The sequence below is a fragment of the Desulfovibrio sp. genome, assembly GCF_034006445.1.
GTDB lineage: Bacteria > Desulfobacterota > Desulfovibrionia > Desulfovibrionales > Desulfovibrionaceae > Desulfovibrio.
In genome coordinates this window covers 56,925-74,890 of record NZ_JAVESS010000009.1, presented here as the reverse complement: position 1 = coordinate 74,890, position 17,966 = coordinate 56,925, and the positions used below count along the sequence as shown (strand labels likewise).

Below are 17,966 nucleotides of genomic sequence, written 5' to 3'. Positions count from 1 at the left end.
GGGAGGAGACCCTTTTGCAAAAGGGTCCCTCCCCCACAAAACTTATTACCCATCCGCCCCCTAACGCAGCACCAGAGCCTTGCCGTCGGGCCTGGCCTCCACAACCTCGCCCACCAGGCAGGCCAGATCTCCGCCTGCCAGCAGCAATTGTTGCGCCTGTTCAACCTGATGGGGCTGCACGGCCAGCAGCAGGCCTCCGGAGGTCTGGGCGTCAAAGGCGAGGCTTTCCACCGCTTCGTCCACGCCCTCTTCGACCAAGGTCGCGCAGGAGCAGTGCTTGCGATTCAAATGGCTGCCCGCCGGGATAAGCCCGTCACGCGCATATTCCAGCGCACGCGGCAAAAGCGGCAAGGCCTCGGCGTCAAGCACCACGCAGACGCCCGAGGCCTGCGCCATTTCAAGCGCATGCCCCCCAAGGCCAAAGCCTGTGATATCTGTTGCGGCCACGATCTTGAGCATGCGGATCACTTCGCCCCCCACGCTGTTCAGGCGGGAGCACCAGCGGGCGACTTCGGCTTCACTTTCTTCTGCGCCGTCCCAGCGCGCCTTGACAGCCGTAGCCAGCACGCCCGTACCCAGGGGCTTTGTCAGAAGCAGCTTCTGGCCTGGCGCAAGCCCGTCATTGCGGGCCATGTGCGCGGGATCAATGATGCCGGTCACGGCGAGCCCGTACTTGAGTTCGTCGTCCTGCACCGTGTGGCCGCCGGCAAGCACTGCCCCGGCCTCGTTCATGGCGTCAAGTCCACCGCGCAGGATGGACTCAAGAATACCCTGGGGGTCGTCCTCGGCCAAAGCCTGAGGAAAAAAAGCCACGTTCATGGCGCTCCAGGGTTCACCGCCCATGGCGTACACGTCAGAAAGGGCATTGGCTGCGGCAATGCGGCCAAAGCTGAAAGCGTCGTTGACGATGGGCGCAAGAATATCCACTGTCTGCACCAGCGCGCGCCCTGGCGGCACGGTCAGAACCACGGCGTCCTCATTACGGGCGCGGCCAGCCAGCACACGGGCTTCCAGGTCGGGCCTTGAGCCGGAGGGCAGACCGCGCAACAAACGCTCCAGGGCCCCTGGAGCAAGTTTGGCAGCTCAGCCTGCGGCGCGGGCTTTTTCCAAAAGCTTCATGCGCGTCTCCTCATTATACGTTATTTCAGCAAAATAATTTATACAGTATGCGCTTTTACTGGTCAAAGGTCAAAACCAGGACGCTAAAAGGAAAGCCTGGCGGTGCTGACGCAAGCGCATTTGACAATTTTCGCAGTACAGCCGACCCTATAATCATGAGAGTCAGACACTCAGACCATTTGAAAGACTCTTTTTTCCCACATGCGCGGCGGCCCGGCCTGAAAAGCGCCACGCCGCTGCTTTGAACCCATATGGCACTATTCTGACAAGGAGAACAGTCATGAACATAAAAGATCAGATTATCCTGGTGACAGGCGCCAACGGCGGCATAGGCAAGGCGCTCGTCACTGCCTTTCTCGCCGCTGGAGCAGCCAGAGTATACGCCTGCGCGCGCGATATCACGTCTCTCGATGCATTGCCCGCCAATGACAGGATCAGCAAACTCAAGCTTGATATCTGCAATACCGCCAACATCGAAAAAGCCGCCATGGTTGCCAGGGATGTTACCCTGCTTGTGAACAATGCCGGAACCGGAGGCTGCGGCCTGCTGGGCAGTCAGCAAAACGCCAGAAGGGAAATGGAGGTCAACTACTTTGGCACGCATGCCATGTGCACCACCTTTGCCCCCATCCTTGGTATAAATGGCGGCGGGTGCATCGTAAACATCATTTCTGTCATCGGCCTTGTGAACATGCCATCCATAGGCACGTACTGTGCGTCCAAGGCCGCCCTGCATTCGCTGACACAAGGCGTACGCGCCGCGCTGTCAGGCCAGAAGACCGCTGTTGTCGGCGTGTATCCTGGCCCCGTCGACACCCGCATGACCGAAGGGCTTGCCATGGCCAAGGCCAGCCCGGAATCAGTAGCCGAGGAAATCCTCACCGGCGTCACCGCTGGCCATGAGGAAATCTATCCCGACAGTTTCGCCAAAAAAATCCATGAAGAATTGCTCGCCAACCCCAAGGAAGTCGAGCGGGAAATGGGCAAATACTGAAGCTTTGCTTGGCCTTACGCCGAACAGCTCATTTGCATTCCCCGCAGGCAACTCTACCCTGCCCTCATGATCTGAACGCACAACGGTTTCGTCAGGCCCTGCCCGGAGCCTGACGCTGCGGCACGTTTGGGTAAAGTAGTACTTGGGGGGGAGAGGTGTATTTGTGGGGGAGGGACCCTTTTGCAAAAGGGTCCCCTCCCCCACACCCCCTCCCCCTAAAACTCTTATTATATTTAAGCTGGCTACAAAGGGTGTTGCGATCTGAAACGGGGGGCAAAGGCAGCGTTTTGCGTGCATCACGCCATCGTAAAGACAGGATGCGCTGGGAGAGATGAACGTGCCTTGGTCAAGCCCGTGCAAATTACCTTGGCCAAAAACCGCAAACCATCTTGGCTAAAGCCCGCAAATTAGCTTGGGCAAAGACCGCAAAGTGCTATGGCCAAAGCCATAAAATGAAAAGGGGCGCGAAGCGCCCCTTTTCAATATATTCTGCGTCGTTGAAAAGTCGTTGCCTAGTTGGCTCCAGCCTCTTCAGTGACAGCTCCGGCTTCTTCAGCCTTGGGCTTGCGCGTACGCTTGGGCTTGGCCGGCGCTTCTTCGGCAGCCTTGGGGGCTTCAGTTGCAACAGCTTCGGCGCTGTGGGTCAGTTCAATAAAAGCCATGGGGGCATTGTCGCCCTTACGGGGCATGGCCAGCTTGAGGATACGGGTGTAGCCGCCGGGCACGCCAGCGAAAACAGGGCCGATTTCATCAAACAGACGCTTGACCAGGGCATGATCATTAAGCACACGGTAGGCCTGACGGCGGGCGTGCAGGTCATTGCGCTTGGCAAGGGTAATCAGGGGCTCCACAACGCGGCGAAGTTCCTTGGCCTTGATTTCCGTGGTGCAGATTTTGCCGTGGATCAGCAGCGCCTTGGCGAGATTGTGCAACAACGCCTTACGGTGCGCAGGAGTACGTGAAAGTTTCCTGCCGGAATTGCTATGCCTCATTTTGCTGCTTCCTTTTCCATTCCTGATATTTCTTTTCGAAAGAGTCGACCTTGATGCCGAAGTCGAATCCCATGCTCAACAGCACACTCTTGATTTCGTCCAGCGATTTGCGGCCGAAATTCTTGGTCTTGAGCATTTCAGCTTCAGTACGCTGCACCAGTTCGCCCACAAGCGCTATATTGGCGCTGCGCAAGCAGTTGGTGGCGCGTACCGAAAGCTCAAGATCGTCGATGCTCTTGAACAGGAGTTCATTAACTTCGCCGCTTTCGCTCCCGCCATTGCGCATATCGCCGGACACACGTTCATCAAAGTTGATGAAAACGGATATCTGATCCTTGATGATCTTGGCGCTGTATGCAATGGCGTCTTCAGGCGTAAGCGAGCCGTCAGTCCACACTTCCAGCAGGAGGCGGTCATAGTTTGTCATCTGGCCCACGCGGGCCTGTTCCACCGTGTACGCAACTTTGCGCACAGGGGAAAAGCTGGAATCCAGCTTGATGAGGCCGATTTCATCGGCCAGACCCTCATGCATGTCAGCGGGCACATAGCCCTTGCCCATGCGGGCCTCAAACTCCATCTCCAGCACCACGTCCTCGGTGAGGGTCGCGATGTGCAAATCAGGGTTGAGTACTTCAACGTGCTGGTTGGGCACGATATCGGCAGCAGTGACCGGCCCCTTGCGTTCAACGCGAAGGGTCAGGCGCTGGGGCTCTTCAGTGTCCATGCGCAAACGCACCTGCTTGATGTTGAGGATGACATCAGTGATGTCTTCCAGCACACCGTGGATGCTGGTGAATTCGTGCTGCACGCCGATGATTTTCACCGACACAAAGGCAGAGCCCTGAAGGGAGGCCAGAAGAACGCGACGCATGGCATTGCCAATGGTGGTTCCGTAGCCCCTTTCCAGAGGTTCACAGACAAACTTGCCGTGTGTGCCGCTGGCGGTCTCTTCTTCGCGCATAATCTGGTCGGGCTTGACAAGCTCGGACCAGTTGCGCGCATTGATAAGGCGTTCGCCCTGTTTAATAAGCATGCGAACCCCCGGTTATTTCGAGTAAAGTTCGACGATGAGCTGCTCGTTGACGGGGAACTGGATGTCGTCACGCTGCGGCATGGCCTTGACAGTGCCTTTAAAGGCAGCACCATCGGCTTCAAGCCAGGCGGGGCAGCCACGGCGGGCAATCACTTCCTGCGCTTCTGCAAGCACGGGAATTTTGCGGTTCTTTTCGGGCACTTCAATGCTGTCGCCCACACGAACCTGCAAGGACGGAATGTCCACCTTGCGGCCGTTGAGGGTAAACACGCCGTGACGCACAAGCTGGCGAGCCTGGTTGCGCGAGTTGGCGAACCCGAGACGGAAAACCACGTTATCCAGACGACGTTCAAGAATGACGAGCAGGTTGGTGCCTGTAACACCCTTCTGCATATCGGCTTTCACAAAGTATCCGTGGAACTGGCGTTCCAGGATACCGTAAATGCGGCGCGTCTTCTGCTTTTCACGCAGCTGCACTGCGTATTCGCTCACCTTCTTGCGGGCACGGCCGTGCTGGCCGGGAGCGTAGGGGCGGCGATCGTAGGCGCATTTGTCAGTGAAGCAGCGGTCGCCCTTCAAAAAGAGCTTGCAGCCCTCGCGGCGACACATGCGGCACTTGGCTTCAGTATATTTGGCCATGTATTAATCCTCTTACGTTACTGGCTCTGCCGGAGCAGGGCCGGTCTAGACGCGGCGGCGCTTGGGCGGCCGGCAGCCATTGTGCGGAATGGGCGTGACATCACGAATAAAGGCGACCTTCATGCCAGCGGCCGAAATGGCGCGCATGGCAGCTTCACGGCCGGAGCCGGGGCCCTTCACATAGATGCCGACAGTACGCATGCCGTTGTCCTGCGCCTTACGGGCGGCCGTTTCGGCAGCCACCTGGGCCGCGAAAGGCGTGGACTTGCGTGAGCCCTTGAAGCCGCTCTGGCCCGAAGAAGCCCAGGAAACGGCGTTTCCGCGCGTATCCGTAAAAGTAATAATGGTATTGTTAAACGAAGCCTGAATGTGGGCTATGCCCACCGGCACGTTTTTCTTTTCCTTTTTCTTGACCGCTTTTTTGGGTCTGGCCATATCAATCCCTCTGGATGGAGCTTGTCAGATTTATGCTCCGCGCGCGGCGGAAAATCCGTTCGTCCTCACGGCAGCACGAATGCTGCGTCCGCTTTACAAACTGCGACAAGCGCAGCCCGCACGCCTACTTCTTCTTGCCTACCGCACCGCGACGGGGCCCCTTGCGGGTACGCGCGTTGGTGTGTGTGCGCTGGCCGTGCACGGGCAGGCCGCGACGGTGACGAAGGCCGCGATAGCAGCCAATGTCCATAAGACGTTTAATATTACCGGACACTTCACGGCGAAGATCGCCTTCCACCTTGTAGTGCTGTTCGAGTTCCTTACGGATCTCGTTCACTTCGTCAGCGGAGAGGTCGTCGATGCTACGCTCCCAGTTAACGCCGGTGGTGTCCAGAATTTTCATGGCCGTGGTACGGCCAATGCCATAAATATAGGTGAGCGCTACGTCCACCCGCTTGCCTCGCGGCAAATCAACACCTGCTATTCTCGCCACAATATGTCTCCTGCCTAGCCCTGACGCTGTTTGTGCCGGGGGTTTTCGCAGATAACTCGAAGCACTCCCTTGCGCCGGATAACCTTACACTTGGGGCATATTTTCTTGACGGAAGGTCTTACTTTCATTCCATTTCTCCAATAAGAGCCTTTGCTTTGACAGATAAAGTCTCCGGCAACCGGCCATTAACCGCACAAACGGCTCGACCGACGCCCACAAAAAAAATAGGGCGTGAACGAAAGTCTTTATCCGGCTTTATCTGTTCTGTCAACCTTCAATGGTGTGCCGGTTGAGTCCACGATCCGAGATGCTGAGGATTTGCGGCCCGGACGGCGTTATGGCCACACTGTGTTCAAAGTGTGCGGCCCACTGGCCGTCGCGCGTCACCGCTGTCCACTGGTCGTCAAGGACGTCGACCTCATACGTGCCCATGGTCACCATAGGTTCTATGGCTATGACCATACCGTTTTGCAGGGTCAGACCGCGCATGCCGGGCCTGAAGTTGGGCACTTCGGGCTTTTCATGCATCTTGGCGCCAACGCCGTGTCCCACAAAACGCCGAACCACGCCGAAACCGGCGGCTTCCACATAATCCTGCACTGCAGCGCCGATGCTGTACACATCATTGCCTGCCCGTGCCTGCTCAATGCCAACGTAGAGGCTTTCCTCGGTAATTCGCATGAGCCTGCGGGCTTCGTCGCTCACCTTTCCCACGGGAAAGGTACGTGCGGCGTCACCCACAAAGCCTTCATAGACCACGCCCATATCCACACTGACGATGTCCCCTTCCTCAAGCAGCCGCGTGGAGGGAAAACCGTGCACCACCTGTTCGTTGACCGAGCAGCACAGTGCAAAAGGATAGCCACAGTAGCCCAAAAAGGCCGGTTTGACCTTGTAATCAGCACACATATCGCGCGCCAACTCTTCAAGACGCATGGTTGCAAGGCCTGGGGCCACCATGTCGCCCACTGCATCAAGAACGTTGGCGACCATACGGTTGGCTTCGCGCAGGCAGCCTATTTCACGCTCGTTCTTGATGTACGCGCCCTGATATTTTTTCATACTACCAATCACCCGTTGTTTTACAGCCGGCCGCTTTTGCGCGCCTTTGCCATAAGACCCTGGTACTGGCTGGAGATCATATGCGACTCCACCTGATTCATAAAGTCCATGGCCACACCCACGAGGATCAGCAGGCTCGTGCCGCCAAAAAAGAACGGCACGTTAAAGTTGCTGATGAGCAGCATGGGCAAAAGGCAGACCAATGAAATGTAGGTGGCCCCCGAAAGGGTCAACCGTGTAAGCACCGTGTCGACATATTCCTGCGTCTTGTCGCCAGGACGTATGCCGGGGATGAACCCGCCGTTCTTCTTGAGATTCTCGGCCATATCCTTGGGATCAAAGATAATGGCCGTATAGAAGTAGCAGAAGAAGAACATGAGGCCCACGTACAGCACGTTGTAGGCTACACCGTGAGGCGAAAACAGTTCCGCCGCATGCTTCACGTATTCGTTGCTGGAAAACTGGCCGATGGTGGCCGGAAACAGCAGGAGCGAAGAAGCGAAGATGGGGGGAATAACGCCAGCGGTGTTGAGACGCAAGGGCAGGTGGGAGTTCTGCCCACCGTACATCTTGCGGCCCACCTGACGCTTGGCGTAGCTGATGGGTATGCGCCGTTGCGCCCTTTCAACAAAGACGATGGCCACAAGCACCGCAGCCATGAAAACCAGAATGACGGCAGCCATGAAAATGCTCATGTCGCCGGCCTGGATCAACGCCACGGACTGAATGAGGCCACGCGGAATGCCGACCACGATGCCGCAGAAAATGATGAGTGAGATGCCGTTGCCTATGCCGCGTTCGGTGATCTGTTCACCCAGCCACATGACCAGTACCGAACCAGCGGTAAAGGTGGCCATGGTGACCATGCGGAACTGCCAGCCGGGATTGAGCACGATGGACGTTCCCGCGGGGCTGGTCATATTCTCAAGGCCCACAGCGATTCCGAGTCCCTGCACCAGAGCGATGAGCACGGTAAGGTAGCGGGTGTACTGGGTGAGCTTGCGCCGCCCGGCCTGCCCTTCTTCCTTGGCCATGCGTTTCACGTCAGGACTGATGACCTGGAGCAGCTGCATGATGATGCTGCCCGAGATATACGGCATGACGCCCAGGGCAAAGACGGAAACGTTGGACAGTCCGCCGCCGGAGAACATGTCAAAAAGGCTGAACAGCGTCCCCTGCATGCTTTTGAAAAAAGATGCCAGAGCGGCGGCGTCCACACCCGGAATGGGCACATGCACACCGATACGGTAGCAGCACAAAATCAGGAAGGTCCAGCCAAGCCGCTTAACCAGCGAAGGCTGCCCCGCCATAGTATTTGCCGTTCCTACTGCCATGTAAGACTCTTTGCGTTTGTGCGCCAGTAGCGCAGTATGTGCATAGCCCCACTGCCTTCCCCACAAGGGAAGCAATGAGGCAGATGCCAGGCATTGACAGGGTCACGACCCTGAAAACCGCAGAGCCGACGCGCGGCCGGACACAGGGGTTTTCGCCTTTCCGCGCGGCTTTCGCCGACTGCGGAACAAACCGGCCGGTCATGAAACCGGCCGGTTTGACGTCAACAGTTATTCCGCGGGAGCCGCTTCAAGCTCGCTCACTTCGCCGCCAGCGTTGCGGATTTTGTCCGCAGCGCCCTGGCTGAACTTGTGAGCCTCGACCTTGAAAGCGCCCTTGACTTCACCGCGTGAAAGAATCTTCACGGGGGAGCCCATGCGGGCCAGGCCGCGGGCGTAGATGTCGTCAAGCGTGATGTCTTTCTTGCCTTCAAAGGCTTCAAGCAGGCGGTCAAGATTGATCACGTTGTAGGTAACCTTGAACGGAGCATTCTTGAAGCCGTGCTTGGGCAGACGGCGTTGCAGGGGCATCTGGCCGCCTTCGAAGCCAGGAGCCACACCGCCACCGGCACGGGCATTCTGACCTTTGTGGCCTTTGCCCGCCGTGCAACCCAGACCGGAACCAGAGCCACGGCCCACGCGACGGCGGGTCTTGCGCTCTTCCGGAAAAGGAAAGAGATTGTGCAGTTGCATGGTATATGTCCTCCGACCGTTAATCGATAACGGTCACCATATGCGTAACTTTGGCGATGATGCCCCGGATGGCCGGGGTGTCCTTGAACGTCTTGACCATCTCGCGGCGCTTGAGGCCAAGGGAGTCCAGCAGCCTGCGTTGCGCGGGCGTGGTGCCGATGCGCGAACGCACGAGTTTAACCTTGATTTCTGCCATGACTACTTCCTCGGAGCTTCGAGCTTTTTGCCGCGCAGGGCCGAAACATCATCGGCGCTGCGCAGGGCGACAAGACCCTGCATGGTGGCGCGAAGCACGTTGTGCGGGTTGTTGGTGCCAATGGCCTTGGCAAGCACGTCGCGCACGCCGGCCGCTTCCATGATGGCGCGCACAGCGCCACCGGCGATGATGCCGGTACCTTCGGAGGCGGGCTTGAGCATGACACGTCCGGCGCCGAAGCGGCCCAGAATTTCATAGGGCAGCGTGCCGTCCACAAGGGCAACCTGTACACGGTTCTTGCGAGCGCGTTCGGTCGCCTTGCGCAGGGCTTCGGGCACTTCCTGGGCTTTGCCGAGGCCGAAGCCCACGCCGCCCTTGCCGTCGCCTACCACCACAAGGGCGCTGAAGCTGAAGCGACGGCCACCCTTAACCACTTTTGCCACGCGGTTGAGGGAAACGATCTTTTCGATTTCGCCCAACTCGTTCTGCTGAGTTTCGGTATTTTCCTGACGCATATTAGAACTCCAGGCCGCCTTCGCGGGCGCCATCGGCTACGGCTTTGACGCGACCGTGATAAAGATACCCGTTGCGATCGAATACCACCTTGCTGATATTCTTCTCCTTGGCCATGCGGGCAATCTCCATGCCCACCTTTTCTGCGCCGCTTTTGTTGCAGTGCATACCAGCTTCGCTCTTGGCAAGCGAAAGCGTGGAGGTGGCCACCAGGGTGGCGCCGTCCAGATCGTCAACGATCTGGGCATAGACATGCAGGTTGGACCTGTAAATAACCAGACGCGGGCGCTCGGAGGTACCGCTGATCTTTTTGCGAATGCGGACCTTGCGGCGCTGCCGCGATTCATTCTTGCTGTAATTCATGACGCGCCCCCTACTTCTTGCCGCCGGACTTACCGACCTTGCGGCGGATAGTCTCGGTGGTGTACTTGATACCCTTGCCCTTGTAGGGTTCGGGCTTGCGGATGCGGCGGATCCTGGCGGCCATTTCGCCCACCAGTTCCTTGTCAATTCCGCTGATGGTCAGCACCTGGCCTTCCACAGCAGCCTTGAGGCCTTCGGGCAGTTCCACCAGCACAGGATGGGAGTAACCCACCTGAAGCTCGATGATAGTGCCTTTCACCGCCACGCGGTAACCAACGCCGATGACTTCCAGAGCCTTGGAAAAGCCCTTGGTGACGCCGTCGATGCAGTTGGAAAGCAGGGTACGGCGCAAGCCGTGCTGGGCGCGGGTAACGCGGTCATCTTCAATGCGGCTCAAGGTCACGTGGCCATCGGCCTGTTCGTACTTGAGCAGGGAGCAGACAGGGGTGCTCAGCGAGCCCTTGGGGCCTTTCACTTCCACAACATCCGCTCCGATCTTGACTTCAACGCCATTGGGAACGGGAATGGGCAGTTTACCTATTCTGGACATGCTCGCACCGCCTACCAGATTTCACACAGAAGTTCGCCGCCCACCTTCTTGTCATGGGCAGTCATACCGTCCAGCACACCGCTGGACGTGGACAAAATGCAGATGCCGAGGCCGTTCTGTACACGGGGGATCTTGTGAGCGCCCACGTACACCCGGCGACCGGGCGTGCTGATGCGCTTGAGGCCGCTGATGACGGCCTTGCCCTTCAGGTACTTCAAAGTGATGGTAATGTTACTGTCGGCCACGGCCACGTCTTCGACGTAACCTTCCTGCTTGAGGATGGCGGCTAACGCTTCCTTCATCTTCGAGCGCGGCACATTTACTTCCTTGTGCAGGGCCAAATGTGCGTTGCGGATACGGGTCAGCATATCCGCAATGGGATCTGTCAACATCGAAAGCTCCTGAGAGTTTGGACGCGGGGTTGACGGCCCAATGCCGCCACTTCCCGCAGGCGCGCAAAAACGCGCCATCCGGGCGCTTGCGCGCCCGGAAATTTACCAGCTCGACTTGCGTACGCCGGGCAGCTCGCCACGAAGGGCCATATTGCGGAAGCAGATACGGCAGATGCCGAACTGACGCAGAAAGGCCCGGGGCCGGCCGCAAAGCGGGCAGCGATTGTAAGCGCGAGCGCTGAACTTGGGCTTGCGCTTAGCCTTTACTTCCAAAGAAGTACGGGACATAGCTTAACTCCTACTTGCGGAACGGCATGCCCAACTGGTCAAGAAGGAACTTGCCTTCCTTGTCCGTGGACGCCGTGGTGACAATGGTGATGTTCATGCCCTTGGGATTTTCCACACGATCCGCCTCAAGTTCGGGGAAGATGGTGTGTTCCTTGATGCCCAGGGTGAAGTTGCCGCGTCCATCGAACCCACGGTCAGGAATGCCGCGAAAGTCGCGCACACGGGGCAGTGCGAAGTTCATGAGCTTGTCAAGAAAGTCCCACATGCGTTCCTTGCGCAGGGTAACGCGGGCGCCGATGGGCATGCCTTCGCGCAGCTTGAACGCAGCGATGGATTTTTTGGCGCGAGTCACCACGGCCTTCTGGCCGGCAATGGCTGAAAGTTCAGCCACAGCCTCTTCCATCAGCTTATTGTTCTGGCTGGCGGCGCCAAGGCCGATGTTCAGAGAGATTTTTTCAATCCCGGGAAGTTGCATGGAAGAGGAGTAGCTAAACTCCTTCTGCATTACCGGAACTACCTTCTCTCTATATATCTTTTCAAGGCGTGTCATCGTATCACCTTATTCCATGACTTCGTTGCACTTTTTGCAGAAGCGCACTTTCTTTTCCTTGCCCTCAGACTCGATGGTCTTGTAACCCACGCGGGTGGCTTTGCCACAAGCGGAGCAGACAACCATGACGTTGGACACGTGGATGGGCATTTCCTTCTCCACGATACCACCGGGCTGCTGAGCATAGGGGTTGGGGCGCATATGGCGCTTGACCATGTTGGTCTTTTCCACCAGCACGCGATCCTTCTTACGCAGGATCTTGAGCACCTTGCCGATTTTGCCCGCGTCTTTGCCGGCGATTACCATCACCTTGTCGTCCTTGCGGATACGATACATTTTCATGACGGTCTCCTACAGCACTTCCGGGGCCAGCGAAATAATTTTCATAAAGTTCATGGCGCGCAGCTCACGGGCCACGGGGCCGAAGATGCGGGTGCCAAGAGGCTCGCCCTGGCTGGAAAGCAGCACAGCGGCATTGCCGTCGAACTTGATATAGCTGCCGTCCATGCGACGCACTTCTTTGGCGGTGCGCACGATAACAGCCTTCATCACGTCGCCCTTCTTCACTTTGCTATGTGGTATGGCTTCCTTAATGGAAACCACTACAATGTCGCCGACCGAGGCGTAGCGGCGGTGTGAACCGCCCAGCACCTTGATGCAGGCAACCTTTTTGGCGCCGGAATTGTCGGCGACCTGAAGCGTGGATTCTACCTGGATCATGGTCCTACCCTACACGGCTTTTTCAATGATGGAGACCAGATGCCAGCGCTTGTTGCGCGAAAGCGGACGGAACTCCACAATCTTGACCTTATCGCCCATACCGCATTCGTTCATGGGATCATGAGCCGTGAACTTCTTGCGGCGCCTCACATACTTCTTGAGCAGAGGGTGCTTGACCAGGGTCTCAACGCGCACGACAATGGTCTTGTCGTTCTTGTCGCTCACCACTATGCCGGTCAGCGTCCTGCCCTTACGATCTTCCAGAGCTTGCATTTTAGGCCCTCTGTTCCTTTTCGTTCAGTACAGTCTCGATGCGCGCCACATGCTTGCGCATGGCCTTCAGCTCGGAAGTCTTTTCAAGCTGCGCAGCGGCGTGCTTGAAGCGGGCGGACATCAGTTCCTGGCGCTGCTCGACCAGCTTGCCGCGCAGTTCTTCGACGCTCATGGCGCGAAGGTCGGCGGCAGCGGGCCGGACGCTCTTTTCAATTTTTTTCTTGGCAGCCATTTAGATGCCCTCCCTCACCACGATGACGGTCTTGACGGGCAGCTTGTGCGCGGCGCGGGTGAGCGCTTCGCGGGCAAGGTCAAGGCTGACGCCCTTGATTTCATACAGCACGCGGCCGGGTTTCACCGGAGCGCACCAGCCCACCGGGGCGCCCTTACCGGAACCCTGACGGGTTTCAAGGGGCTTGGCGGTCACAGGGCGGTCGGGGAACACGCGGATCCAAACCTTACCACCGCGCTTGATGTGGCGCATCATGGCGATACGCGCAGCTTCAATCTGCTGGCTGGTAAGCTGTCCGTGCTGCACGGCCTTCAAACCAATGTCGCCAAAGGCAACGGTCGCACCGCGTGTGGCCAGGCCGCGGAGGCGGCCCTTCTGCCATTTGCGGAATTTTACTTTTTTAGGCGCAAGCATTACTGATCAACCTCTTTGTCAAGGATTTCACCCTTGTATATCCACACCTTGACGCCAATGATGCCGTAGGTGGTGCGCGCTTCAGCAAAACCGTAGTCAATGTCGGCGCGCAGGGTCTGCAGGGGCACCCGGCCGTCGCGGTACCATTCGGTACGGGCGATTTCAGCGCCGGCCAGACGACCGGAACACGTCACCTTGATGCCTTCGCCGCCGAATTTGCGTGCCATGGACACGGTGCGCTTCATGGCGCGGCGGAAAGCCACACGGCGCTCCAGCTGCTGTGCCACGTTTTCGGCCACAAGCTGGGCGTCCACTTCAGGACGGCGGATTTCATTTACTTCAAGCGAAAACTCACGGCCAAACTTCTGACGAAGGTCGTTGCGCAGCTTTTCGATTTCCACACCCTTGCGTCCGATGACAATACCGGGGCGGGCAGTGGACAGGATAAGCCGTACCTTGCCGCCAGCACGTTCGATTTCAATCTTGGAAACGCCTGCATGATACAGGAGCTTTTTCACGAACGCGCGGATCTTGCTGTCTTCATAGACAAAGGCGGGGTAATCTTTCTTGCTGAACCAACGGGACAGCCAGTTCTTGTTATACCCAAGCCGGAACCCGAACGGATGTACTTTCTGACCCATAGCCTATTCCTGCCCTTCTGCGAGTATAACGGTGACGTGGCTCGTGCGCTTGTGAATCTTGGTCGCCCGGCCCTGGGCACGGGGCATGAAGCGCTTCCAGGTGGGGCCTTCGTTGACCACGACTTCCTTCACCACCATAGCATCCACATCAACGCCGCCCAACTGAGAGGCATTCGCCAGCGCGCTTTTCAGCACACCGTAAATAACCCCAGCGGGCTTATTGGGCGTAAAGCGCAGAAGGTTCATTGCCTCCTCCACTCCAAGGCCCTGCACGTTTTTGGCGACAAGACGGGTCTTGCGCGGCGAAACGCGCTGGAATTTCGCAATAGCTTTAGATTCCATATCGCTACCCTACTTCCTGCCGGCCTTAGCCTTTTTGTCGGCGGCATGCCCATGGTAGGTACGGGTGGGCGAGAATTCGCCCAGCTTGTGACCAACCATGTTTTCGGTGACGAACACCGGCACGAACTTTTTGCCATTATGCACCGCAAAGGTCAGTCCCACCATTTCGGGCAGGATGGTCGAGCGGCGCGACCAGGTCTTGACCACGCGCCTATCGCTGTTGGCCACGGCGGTGTCGACCTTCTTCATCAAATGACCGTCAACAAACGGCCCTTTTTTCAATGATCTCGGCATGAGCTACTCCTACTTCTGGCCGCGGCGTTTAACAATAAGCCTTGAAGAGGCCTTCTTCTTGTCGCGGGTCTTGAAACCCTTGGCGGGCATGCCCCAGGGCGACACAGGATGACGGCCACCGGAGCTTCTGCCTTCGCCACCGCCCAGGGGATGGTCGATGGGGTTCATGGCCACGCCACGGACCTTGGGACGGCGACCGAGCCAGCGGTTACGGCCAGCCTTGCCCAGCGAGATGCTTTCATGGTGCACGTTGCCCACCTGGCCCACAGTGGCCACGCAGGCCACGAGAACCTTGCGGACTTCACCGGAGGGCAGGCGCAGCAGAGCGTGCTTGCCTTCCTTGGCGACGAGCTGCGCGTAGGTGCCCGCGGCGCGGCAGAGCTGTCCGCCCTTGCCGGGGTACAGTTCGATGTTGTGGATGACGGTACCCACGGGGATGCGCTGCATGGGCAGGGCATTGCCGGGGATGATGTCGGCCACCACACCGTTGCGCTCGTTGACGCCGGACATGACCACATCGCCCTGCTTCAGGCCCACGGGAGCCAGAATGTACCGCTTTTCGCCATCTGTGTAGTGCAGAAGGGCAATGCGGGCGGAACGGTTGGGATCATACTCAATGTGAGCAACACGGGCTTCAATGCCGGTTTTATCGCGCTTGAAGTCAATGATGCGGTACAGACGCTTCACGCCACCGCCACGACGGCGGCTGGTGACTCGGCCCAAGTTATTGCGGCCGGCCTTCTTGGTCAGACCGACAGTAAGGGACTTCTCAGGGCGCGTCCGGGTGATTTCCTCAAAATCGGAAACCGTCTGGAAACGACGCCCAGCGGAAGTCGGTTTCAGCTTGCGGACAGCCATGCTTATACTCCCTCGAAGAACTCGATTTTATCGCCCTGGCGCAGCGTCACATACGCTTTTTTCCAGCCAGCCTTGCGACCAACCACACGGCCCTGGCGCTCCCTGTTCAGGGGCGCGCGGCGAACCACGTTGACCGCTTCCACTTTAACGTCAAAAGCCTTTTCCACGGCCTGCTTGATTTCAAGCTTGTTGGCCTGGGTGTGGACCATAAAGGCCACCTGCTGCGCTTCATCCTTGATCAGGGTCGTCTTTTCGGTCAGCAGGGGCTTGAGCAGAACAGAAGTGATTTCCATAACTACGCTCCCTTCTTCGCGAAACGCGCCTGAACGGATTCCACAGCGCCTTCAAGCAGCACAAGCTGCTTGTGCTTCAGGATTTCAAGCACGCTCAGGCGGTCCACCGTGGTCAGCGTGAGACCGGGGATGTTGCGAACCGACCGGGTCAGTTCAACGCTTTCCTCGGGCGCCACGATGAGGGCCTTGTTGAGGCCCAGGGTGTCGGCCACCTTGGCAAAATGTTTGGTTTTGGCCTCGGGCAGTTCAATGCCCTTGACCACCATCAGTGTTTCAGCGGCCAGGCGGCTGGACAGAGCCATCTTGAGAGCCAGCGCGCGAACCTTGCTGTTAACCTTGAAGCTGTAGTCGCGGGGGCTGGGTCCAAAAATGACGGCACCGCCGCGCCAGATGGGCGAACGGTTGGAACCGGCGCGTGCGCGACCGGTGCCCTTCTGCTTCCAGGGCTTGACGCCGCCGCCGGAAACAAAGGCGCGGGTCTTGGCATTGTGCGTTCCAGCGCGTTTCGCCGCCATTTGGGCGCGCGCCACGAGATTGAGGATTTCGGGCCTCACCTCGATTTCGAACACATCGGAAGCCAGCGTAACTTCACCGCTTTCCTGCTTGTTCTGATCAAATACTTTCACGGTAGCCATTGCTGCTTCCTCTACTGCTTGCGGATCAGTACCAGGCCATTCTTGGGGCCGGGCACGGAACCTTTGACCAGAATGACGTTGTCCTCAGGACGGACGTCAACAATGGTCAGGCCCATTTCCGTAACGGTTTCATTGCCCCAGTGGCCAGCCATCTTCCGGCCCTTGAACACGCGGCCGGGGAAGGTGTTGTTACCGATGGAGCCGTTGTTGCGGTGCACCTTTTCGCAGCCGTGCGTATCCTTGGAGCCAGCAAAGTTCCAGCGGCGCATACGGCCCTGGTACCCCTTACCAACGCTCTTGCCGGTCACCTTGACGGTGTCGCCGGCGGCGAACATTTCAACGGTAAGTTCCTGGCCGAGCTCCTGATCGGGAGCAGCCGAAAGGCGGATTTCACGCAGATGGCGGAAGAGCCCTTTGCCAGCCTTGGCAAAATGACCCTGCATGGCCTTACCCACGTGTTTTTCCTTAGCGGCGGTCAGCGCGATCTGCACGGCATTGTAGCCGTCGCTGGACGCGGTCTTGACCTGGGTGACAGGGCAAGGTCCTGCCTCAATCACCGTAACGGGCACAGCGGCACCGCTGCCGTCAAATATGCGGGTCATACCGAGTTTGCGACCCAAAATTCCCATTTTCTCAGCCATGACTGCCTCTCGCTAGAGCTTGATTTCCACGTCCACACCGGCGGGCAAGGAAAGCTTGCCCAGCGCGTCGACGGTCTGCTGGGTGGGTTCCAGAATATCCATAAGCCGCTTGTGAATACGCATCTCAAACTGCTCACGGGACTTCTTGTCCACATGCACGGAACGCTGCACGGTATACTTGTGAATGTTGGTGGGCAGAGGAATGGGCCCCGCCACACCGGCACCCGTATTGCGCGCCGTATCCACGATTTCCGCAACGGCTTTATCCAGAATGCGGTAATCGTAGGCTTTGAGCTTGATCCGAATGCGATCGCTGCTAACTGTCGTCATTGTTGCCTACTCCGTTTGCATAAACATCCCGCGCGCCGACCACCGGCGACGCAGGCTTCTTCACAGCATTCGCGGGCCATGAAGCATGGCCCGAAGGCCGACCTCACCCTGGAATGGGACGGAACGGAGCAACGTAAGGGGCTGCGCTAATGCGCGTATCATGCCTGAGATTCAGGATATTCGGAAGATTTTGGACGCCTGAACGCGCCAGCATCATCCGCATGATACTCCCCGGCGTCGCCCAGGCCAGGCCACCAAGAAAGGTGGCAAGGCGGTCCCGCAGGGTCACCAAATGAGGGGAATTCTCCCCCCTACCTTACAGCCCCGGGTCACGCGCGCCTCCGGGGCAGCGGTGGGATCCGTCGATGGGCTGGAACGGCTCGACATTGTCCGGCATCTGGTAACGCCTGCACATGTCAAAACCTGTGGGATTCGCTAGGAACCCTTCCAGGTACAGCAGGGCAGACTCAATCTGCCCTTCCCTGCCGTCCAGGGAATACCCATTGAAGACACCTGTCCCAATGGGCAAGGGATGTTTTAGCCAACCCTGGCCGCCGCGTCAAGGCTTTTTACAGTATTTTTTACAGTGCGCCGTAGAATGTCATTTGACGGCAAGTATATCAGCAGGTAGGGGCGCTCGTGCAAATTTC

32 protein-coding genes are annotated in these 17,966 nt (G+C 58.1%); 1 reads left to right on the top strand and 31 read right to left on the bottom strand.

The window, feature by feature from the left end; translation table 11 throughout:
* Window positions 1–60: 60 nt before the first annotated feature.
* Window positions 61–1,119, bottom strand: coding sequence for a selenide, water dikinase SelD (gene selD, locus RBR41_RS09355; protein WP_320352295.1), 1,059 nt, complete (start codon window positions 1,117–1,119; stop codon window positions 61–63).
* A gap of 280 nt (window positions 1,120–1,399) precedes the next feature.
* On the opposite strand from selD, the gene RBR41_RS09350 reads away from it, so the two are divergent.
* A complete protein-coding gene (locus tag RBR41_RS09350; protein ID WP_320352294.1) occupies window positions 1,400–2,113 on the top strand; it encodes an SDR family oxidoreductase in 714 nt (237 codons plus the stop codon).
* Window positions 2,114–2,625: 512 nt separating this feature from the next.
* Here the strand turns inward: RBR41_RS09350 and rplQ are convergent.
* The 30 genes from rplQ to RBR41_RS09200 form a co-directional block, all read right to left on the bottom strand.
* A complete protein-coding gene (rplQ, locus tag RBR41_RS09345; protein ID WP_320352293.1) occupies window positions 2,626–3,105 on the bottom strand; it encodes a 50S ribosomal protein L17 in 480 nt (159 codons plus the stop codon).
* Window positions 3,095–4,138 carry a DNA-directed RNA polymerase subunit alpha gene (locus RBR41_RS09340; RefSeq protein ID WP_320352292.1) on the bottom strand — a complete coding sequence of 348 codons (1,044 nt, stop codon included), beginning with the start codon at window positions 4,136–4,138 and terminating at the stop codon, window positions 3,095–3,097. Before RBR41_RS09340 ends, rplQ begins: the two co-directional genes overlap by 11 nt.
* A 12-nt stretch (window positions 4,139–4,150) precedes the next feature.
* Window positions 4,151–4,777, bottom strand: a complete 627-nt coding sequence (gene rpsD, locus RBR41_RS09335; RefSeq protein WP_183717189.1) for a 30S ribosomal protein S4 — start codon at window positions 4,775–4,777, stop codon at window positions 4,151–4,153.
* A gap of 45 nt (window positions 4,778–4,822) precedes the next feature.
* Window positions 4,823–5,212, bottom strand: coding sequence for a 30S ribosomal protein S11 (rpsK, locus tag RBR41_RS09330; protein ID WP_179979715.1), 390 nt, complete (start codon window positions 5,210–5,212; stop codon window positions 4,823–4,825).
* Between the two features lie 124 nt (window positions 5,213–5,336).
* The gene (gene rpsM, locus RBR41_RS09325) at window positions 5,337–5,705 is read right to left on the bottom strand and encodes a 30S ribosomal protein S13 (RefSeq protein ID WP_320352291.1); all 369 of its coding nucleotides are present in this window, start codon (window positions 5,703–5,705) and stop codon (window positions 5,337–5,339) included.
* A 14-nt stretch (window positions 5,706–5,719) separates the two neighbouring features.
* Window positions 5,720–5,833 carry a 50S ribosomal protein L36 gene (gene rpmJ, locus RBR41_RS09320; protein ID WP_005027799.1) on the bottom strand — a complete coding sequence of 38 codons (114 nt, stop codon included), beginning with the start codon at window positions 5,831–5,833 and terminating at the stop codon, window positions 5,720–5,722.
* 139 nt (window positions 5,834–5,972) lie between these two features.
* Complete coding sequence (gene map / locus RBR41_RS09315; RefSeq protein WP_320352290.1) at window positions 5,973–6,767, bottom strand: type I methionyl aminopeptidase; 795 nt, start codon at window positions 6,765–6,767, stop codon at window positions 5,973–5,975.
* A gap of 20 nt (window positions 6,768–6,787) precedes the next feature.
* A complete protein-coding gene (gene secY, locus RBR41_RS09310) occupies window positions 6,788–8,101 on the bottom strand; it encodes a preprotein translocase subunit SecY (RefSeq protein WP_179979718.1) in 1,314 nt (437 codons plus the stop codon).
* Window positions 8,102–8,329: 228 nt separating this feature from the next.
* A complete protein-coding gene (gene rplO / locus RBR41_RS09305) occupies window positions 8,330–8,791 on the bottom strand; it encodes a 50S ribosomal protein L15 (RefSeq protein ID WP_320352289.1) in 462 nt (153 codons plus the stop codon).
* Window positions 8,792–8,810: 19 nt separating this feature from the next.
* On the bottom strand, window positions 8,811–8,987 hold the full coding sequence (gene rpmD / locus RBR41_RS09300; RefSeq protein ID WP_320352288.1) for a 50S ribosomal protein L30: 177 nt from the start codon (window positions 8,985–8,987) through the stop codon (window positions 8,811–8,813).
* Window positions 8,988–8,989: 2 nt separating this feature from the next.
* A complete protein-coding gene (rpsE, locus tag RBR41_RS09295; protein ID WP_183717169.1) occupies window positions 8,990–9,502 on the bottom strand; it encodes a 30S ribosomal protein S5 in 513 nt (170 codons plus the stop codon).
* A gap of 1 nt (window position 9,503) precedes the next feature.
* Entirely contained in the window at window positions 9,504–9,863 is a 360-nt protein-coding gene (rplR, locus tag RBR41_RS09290) for a 50S ribosomal protein L18 (RefSeq protein ID WP_320352287.1), read from the bottom strand.
* A 10-nt stretch (window positions 9,864–9,873) separates the two neighbouring features.
* Entirely contained in the window at window positions 9,874–10,413 is a 540-nt protein-coding gene (gene rplF, locus RBR41_RS09285; protein ID WP_320352285.1) for a 50S ribosomal protein L6, read from the bottom strand.
* 11 nt (window positions 10,414–10,424) lie between these two features.
* Window positions 10,425–10,805: a 30S ribosomal protein S8 gene (gene rpsH, locus RBR41_RS09280; protein WP_320352284.1), complete on the bottom strand. Its 381-nt coding sequence runs from the start codon at window positions 10,803–10,805 to the stop codon at window positions 10,425–10,427.
* A 102-nt stretch (window positions 10,806–10,907) separates the two neighbouring features.
* Window positions 10,908–11,093, bottom strand: a complete 186-nt coding sequence (locus RBR41_RS09275) for a type Z 30S ribosomal protein S14 (protein ID WP_012624307.1) — start codon at window positions 11,091–11,093, stop codon at window positions 10,908–10,910.
* Between the two features lie 10 nt (window positions 11,094–11,103).
* Window positions 11,104–11,643, bottom strand: a complete 540-nt coding sequence (rplE, locus tag RBR41_RS09270) for a 50S ribosomal protein L5 (RefSeq protein ID WP_291303342.1) — start codon at window positions 11,641–11,643, stop codon at window positions 11,104–11,106.
* Window positions 11,644–11,652: 9 nt separating this feature from the next.
* Complete coding sequence (gene rplX / locus RBR41_RS09265) at window positions 11,653–11,985, bottom strand: 50S ribosomal protein L24 (protein ID WP_012624305.1); 333 nt, start codon at window positions 11,983–11,985, stop codon at window positions 11,653–11,655.
* A 9-nt stretch (window positions 11,986–11,994) separates the two neighbouring features.
* Window positions 11,995–12,363, bottom strand: coding sequence for a 50S ribosomal protein L14 (rplN, locus tag RBR41_RS09260; protein ID WP_179979726.1), 369 nt, complete (start codon window positions 12,361–12,363; stop codon window positions 11,995–11,997).
* Between the two features lie 9 nt (window positions 12,364–12,372).
* Window positions 12,373–12,636 (bottom strand): 30S ribosomal protein S17, encoded by a 264-nt coding sequence (gene rpsQ, locus RBR41_RS09255; protein ID WP_012624303.1) that lies wholly within the window; start codon window positions 12,634–12,636, stop codon window positions 12,373–12,375.
* A gap of 1 nt (window position 12,637) precedes the next feature.
* Window positions 12,638–12,868, bottom strand: coding sequence for a 50S ribosomal protein L29 (gene rpmC / locus RBR41_RS09250; RefSeq protein WP_179979727.1), 231 nt, complete (start codon window positions 12,866–12,868; stop codon window positions 12,638–12,640).
* Window positions 12,869–13,282 (bottom strand): 50S ribosomal protein L16, encoded by a 414-nt coding sequence (gene rplP, locus RBR41_RS09245; protein ID WP_012624301.1) that lies wholly within the window; start codon window positions 13,280–13,282, stop codon window positions 12,869–12,871.
* Entirely contained in the window at window positions 13,282–13,923 is a 642-nt protein-coding gene (gene rpsC / locus RBR41_RS09240; RefSeq protein WP_179979728.1) for a 30S ribosomal protein S3, read from the bottom strand. Before rpsC ends, rplP begins: the two co-directional genes overlap by 1 nt.
* Window positions 13,924–13,926: 3 nt before the next feature.
* Complete coding sequence (gene rplV, locus RBR41_RS09235) at window positions 13,927–14,265, bottom strand: 50S ribosomal protein L22 (protein WP_179979729.1); 339 nt, start codon at window positions 14,263–14,265, stop codon at window positions 13,927–13,929.
* Window positions 14,266–14,274: 9 nt separating this feature from the next.
* The gene (rpsS, locus tag RBR41_RS09230; RefSeq protein WP_179979730.1) at window positions 14,275–14,559 is read right to left on the bottom strand and encodes a 30S ribosomal protein S19; all 285 of its coding nucleotides are present in this window, start codon (window positions 14,557–14,559) and stop codon (window positions 14,275–14,277) included.
* A 9-nt stretch (window positions 14,560–14,568) separates the two neighbouring features.
* On the bottom strand, window positions 14,569–15,417 hold the full coding sequence (rplB, locus tag RBR41_RS09225; protein WP_179979731.1) for a 50S ribosomal protein L2: 849 nt from the start codon (window positions 15,415–15,417) through the stop codon (window positions 14,569–14,571).
* A gap of 2 nt (window positions 15,418–15,419) precedes the next feature.
* The gene (rplW, locus tag RBR41_RS09220; protein WP_179979732.1) at window positions 15,420–15,710 is read right to left on the bottom strand and encodes a 50S ribosomal protein L23; all 291 of its coding nucleotides are present in this window, start codon (window positions 15,708–15,710) and stop codon (window positions 15,420–15,422) included.
* A gap of 2 nt (window positions 15,711–15,712) precedes the next feature.
* Complete coding sequence (gene rplD / locus RBR41_RS09215; RefSeq protein WP_320352283.1) at window positions 15,713–16,345, bottom strand: 50S ribosomal protein L4; 633 nt, start codon at window positions 16,343–16,345, stop codon at window positions 15,713–15,715.
* Between the two features lie 11 nt (window positions 16,346–16,356).
* Complete coding sequence (gene rplC, locus RBR41_RS09210) at window positions 16,357–16,986, bottom strand: 50S ribosomal protein L3 (RefSeq protein WP_320352282.1); 630 nt, start codon at window positions 16,984–16,986, stop codon at window positions 16,357–16,359.
* A gap of 12 nt (window positions 16,987–16,998) precedes the next feature.
* On the bottom strand, window positions 16,999–17,316 hold the full coding sequence (gene rpsJ, locus RBR41_RS09205; protein WP_022658146.1) for a 30S ribosomal protein S10: 318 nt from the start codon (window positions 17,314–17,316) through the stop codon (window positions 16,999–17,001).
* 316 nt (window positions 17,317–17,632) lie between these two features.
* Complete coding sequence (locus RBR41_RS09200; protein WP_320352281.1) at window positions 17,633–17,845, bottom strand: hypothetical protein; 213 nt, start codon at window positions 17,843–17,845, stop codon at window positions 17,633–17,635.
* Window positions 17,846–17,966: the final 121 nt, after the last annotated feature.

Excerpts from the sequence above, each read along its gene's own strand:
- RBR41_RS09350 (WP_320352294.1), top strand. The coding sequence starts at position 1,400 with ATGAACATAAAAGATCAGATTATCCTGGTGACAGGCGCCAACGGCGGC.
- rplQ (WP_320352293.1), bottom strand. The coding sequence starts at position 3,105 with ATGAGGCATAGCAATTCCGGCAGGAAACTTTCACGTACTCCTGCGCAC.
- RBR41_RS09340 (WP_320352292.1), bottom strand. The coding sequence starts at position 4,138 with ATGCTTATTAAACAGGGCGAACGCCTTATCAATGCGCGCAACTGGTCC.
- rpsD (WP_183717189.1), bottom strand. The coding sequence starts at position 4,777 with ATGGCCAAATATACTGAAGCCAAGTGCCGCATGTGTCGCCGCGAGGGC.
- rpsK (WP_179979715.1), bottom strand. The coding sequence starts at position 5,212 with ATGGCCAGACCCAAAAAAGCGGTCAAGAAAAAGGAAAAGAAAAACGTG.
- rpmJ (WP_005027799.1), bottom strand. The coding sequence starts at position 5,833 with ATGAAAGTAAGACCTTCCGTCAAGAAAATATGCCCCAAGTGTAAGGTT.
- map (WP_320352290.1), bottom strand. The coding sequence starts at position 6,767 with ATGAAAAAATATCAGGGCGCGTACATCAAGAACGAGCGTGAAATAGGC.
- secY (WP_179979718.1), bottom strand. The coding sequence starts at position 8,101 with ATGGCAGTAGGAACGGCAAATACTATGGCGGGGCAGCCTTCGCTGGTT.
- rplO (WP_320352289.1), bottom strand. The coding sequence starts at position 8,791 with ATGCAACTGCACAATCTCTTTCCTTTTCCGGAAGAGCGCAAGACCCGC.
- rpmD (WP_320352288.1), bottom strand. The coding sequence starts at position 8,987 with ATGGCAGAAATCAAGGTTAAACTCGTGCGTTCGCGCATCGGCACCACG.
- rpsE (WP_183717169.1), bottom strand. The coding sequence starts at position 9,502 with ATGCGTCAGGAAAATACCGAAACTCAGCAGAACGAGTTGGGCGAAATC.
- rplR (WP_320352287.1), bottom strand. The coding sequence starts at position 9,863 with ATGAATTACAGCAAGAATGAATCGCGGCAGCGCCGCAAGGTCCGCATT.
- rplF (WP_320352285.1), bottom strand. The coding sequence starts at position 10,413 with ATGTCCAGAATAGGTAAACTGCCCATTCCCGTTCCCAATGGCGTTGAA.
- rpsH (WP_320352284.1), bottom strand. The coding sequence starts at position 10,805 with ATGTTGACAGATCCCATTGCGGATATGCTGACCCGTATCCGCAACGCA.
- RBR41_RS09275 (WP_012624307.1), bottom strand. The coding sequence starts at position 11,093 with ATGTCCCGTACTTCTTTGGAAGTAAAGGCTAAGCGCAAGCCCAAGTTC.
- rplE (WP_291303342.1), bottom strand. The coding sequence starts at position 11,643 with ATGACACGCCTTGAAAAGATATATAGAGAGAAGGTAGTTCCGGTAATG.
- rplX (WP_012624305.1), bottom strand. The coding sequence starts at position 11,985 with ATGAAAATGTATCGTATCCGCAAGGACGACAAGGTGATGGTAATCGCC.
- rplN (WP_179979726.1), bottom strand. The coding sequence starts at position 12,363 with ATGATCCAGGTAGAATCCACGCTTCAGGTCGCCGACAATTCCGGCGCC.
- rpsQ (WP_012624303.1), bottom strand. The coding sequence starts at position 12,636 with ATGCAAGCTCTGGAAGATCGTAAGGGCAGGACGCTGACCGGCATAGTG.
- rpmC (WP_179979727.1), bottom strand. The coding sequence starts at position 12,868 with ATGGCTGCCAAGAAAAAAATTGAAAAGAGCGTCCGGCCCGCTGCCGCC.
- rplP (WP_012624301.1), bottom strand. The coding sequence starts at position 13,282 with ATGCTTGCGCCTAAAAAAGTAAAATTCCGCAAATGGCAGAAGGGCCGC.
- rpsC (WP_179979728.1), bottom strand. The coding sequence starts at position 13,923 with ATGGGTCAGAAAGTACATCCGTTCGGGTTCCGGCTTGGGTATAACAAG.
- rplV (WP_179979729.1), bottom strand. The coding sequence starts at position 14,265 with ATGGAATCTAAAGCTATTGCGAAATTCCAGCGCGTTTCGCCGCGCAAG.
- rpsS (WP_179979730.1), bottom strand. The coding sequence starts at position 14,559 with ATGCCGAGATCATTGAAAAAAGGGCCGTTTGTTGACGGTCATTTGATG.
- rplB (WP_179979731.1), bottom strand. The coding sequence starts at position 15,417 with ATGGCTGTCCGCAAGCTGAAACCGACTTCCGCTGGGCGTCGTTTCCAG.
- rplW (WP_179979732.1), bottom strand. The coding sequence starts at position 15,710 with ATGGAAATCACTTCTGTTCTGCTCAAGCCCCTGCTGACCGAAAAGACG.
- rplD (WP_320352283.1), bottom strand. The coding sequence starts at position 16,345 with ATGGCTACCGTGAAAGTATTTGATCAGAACAAGCAGGAAAGCGGTGAA.
- rplC (WP_320352282.1), bottom strand. The coding sequence starts at position 16,986 with ATGGCTGAGAAAATGGGAATTTTGGGTCGCAAACTCGGTATGACCCGC.
- rpsJ (WP_022658146.1), bottom strand. The coding sequence starts at position 17,316 with ATGACGACAGTTAGCAGCGATCGCATTCGGATCAAGCTCAAAGCCTAC.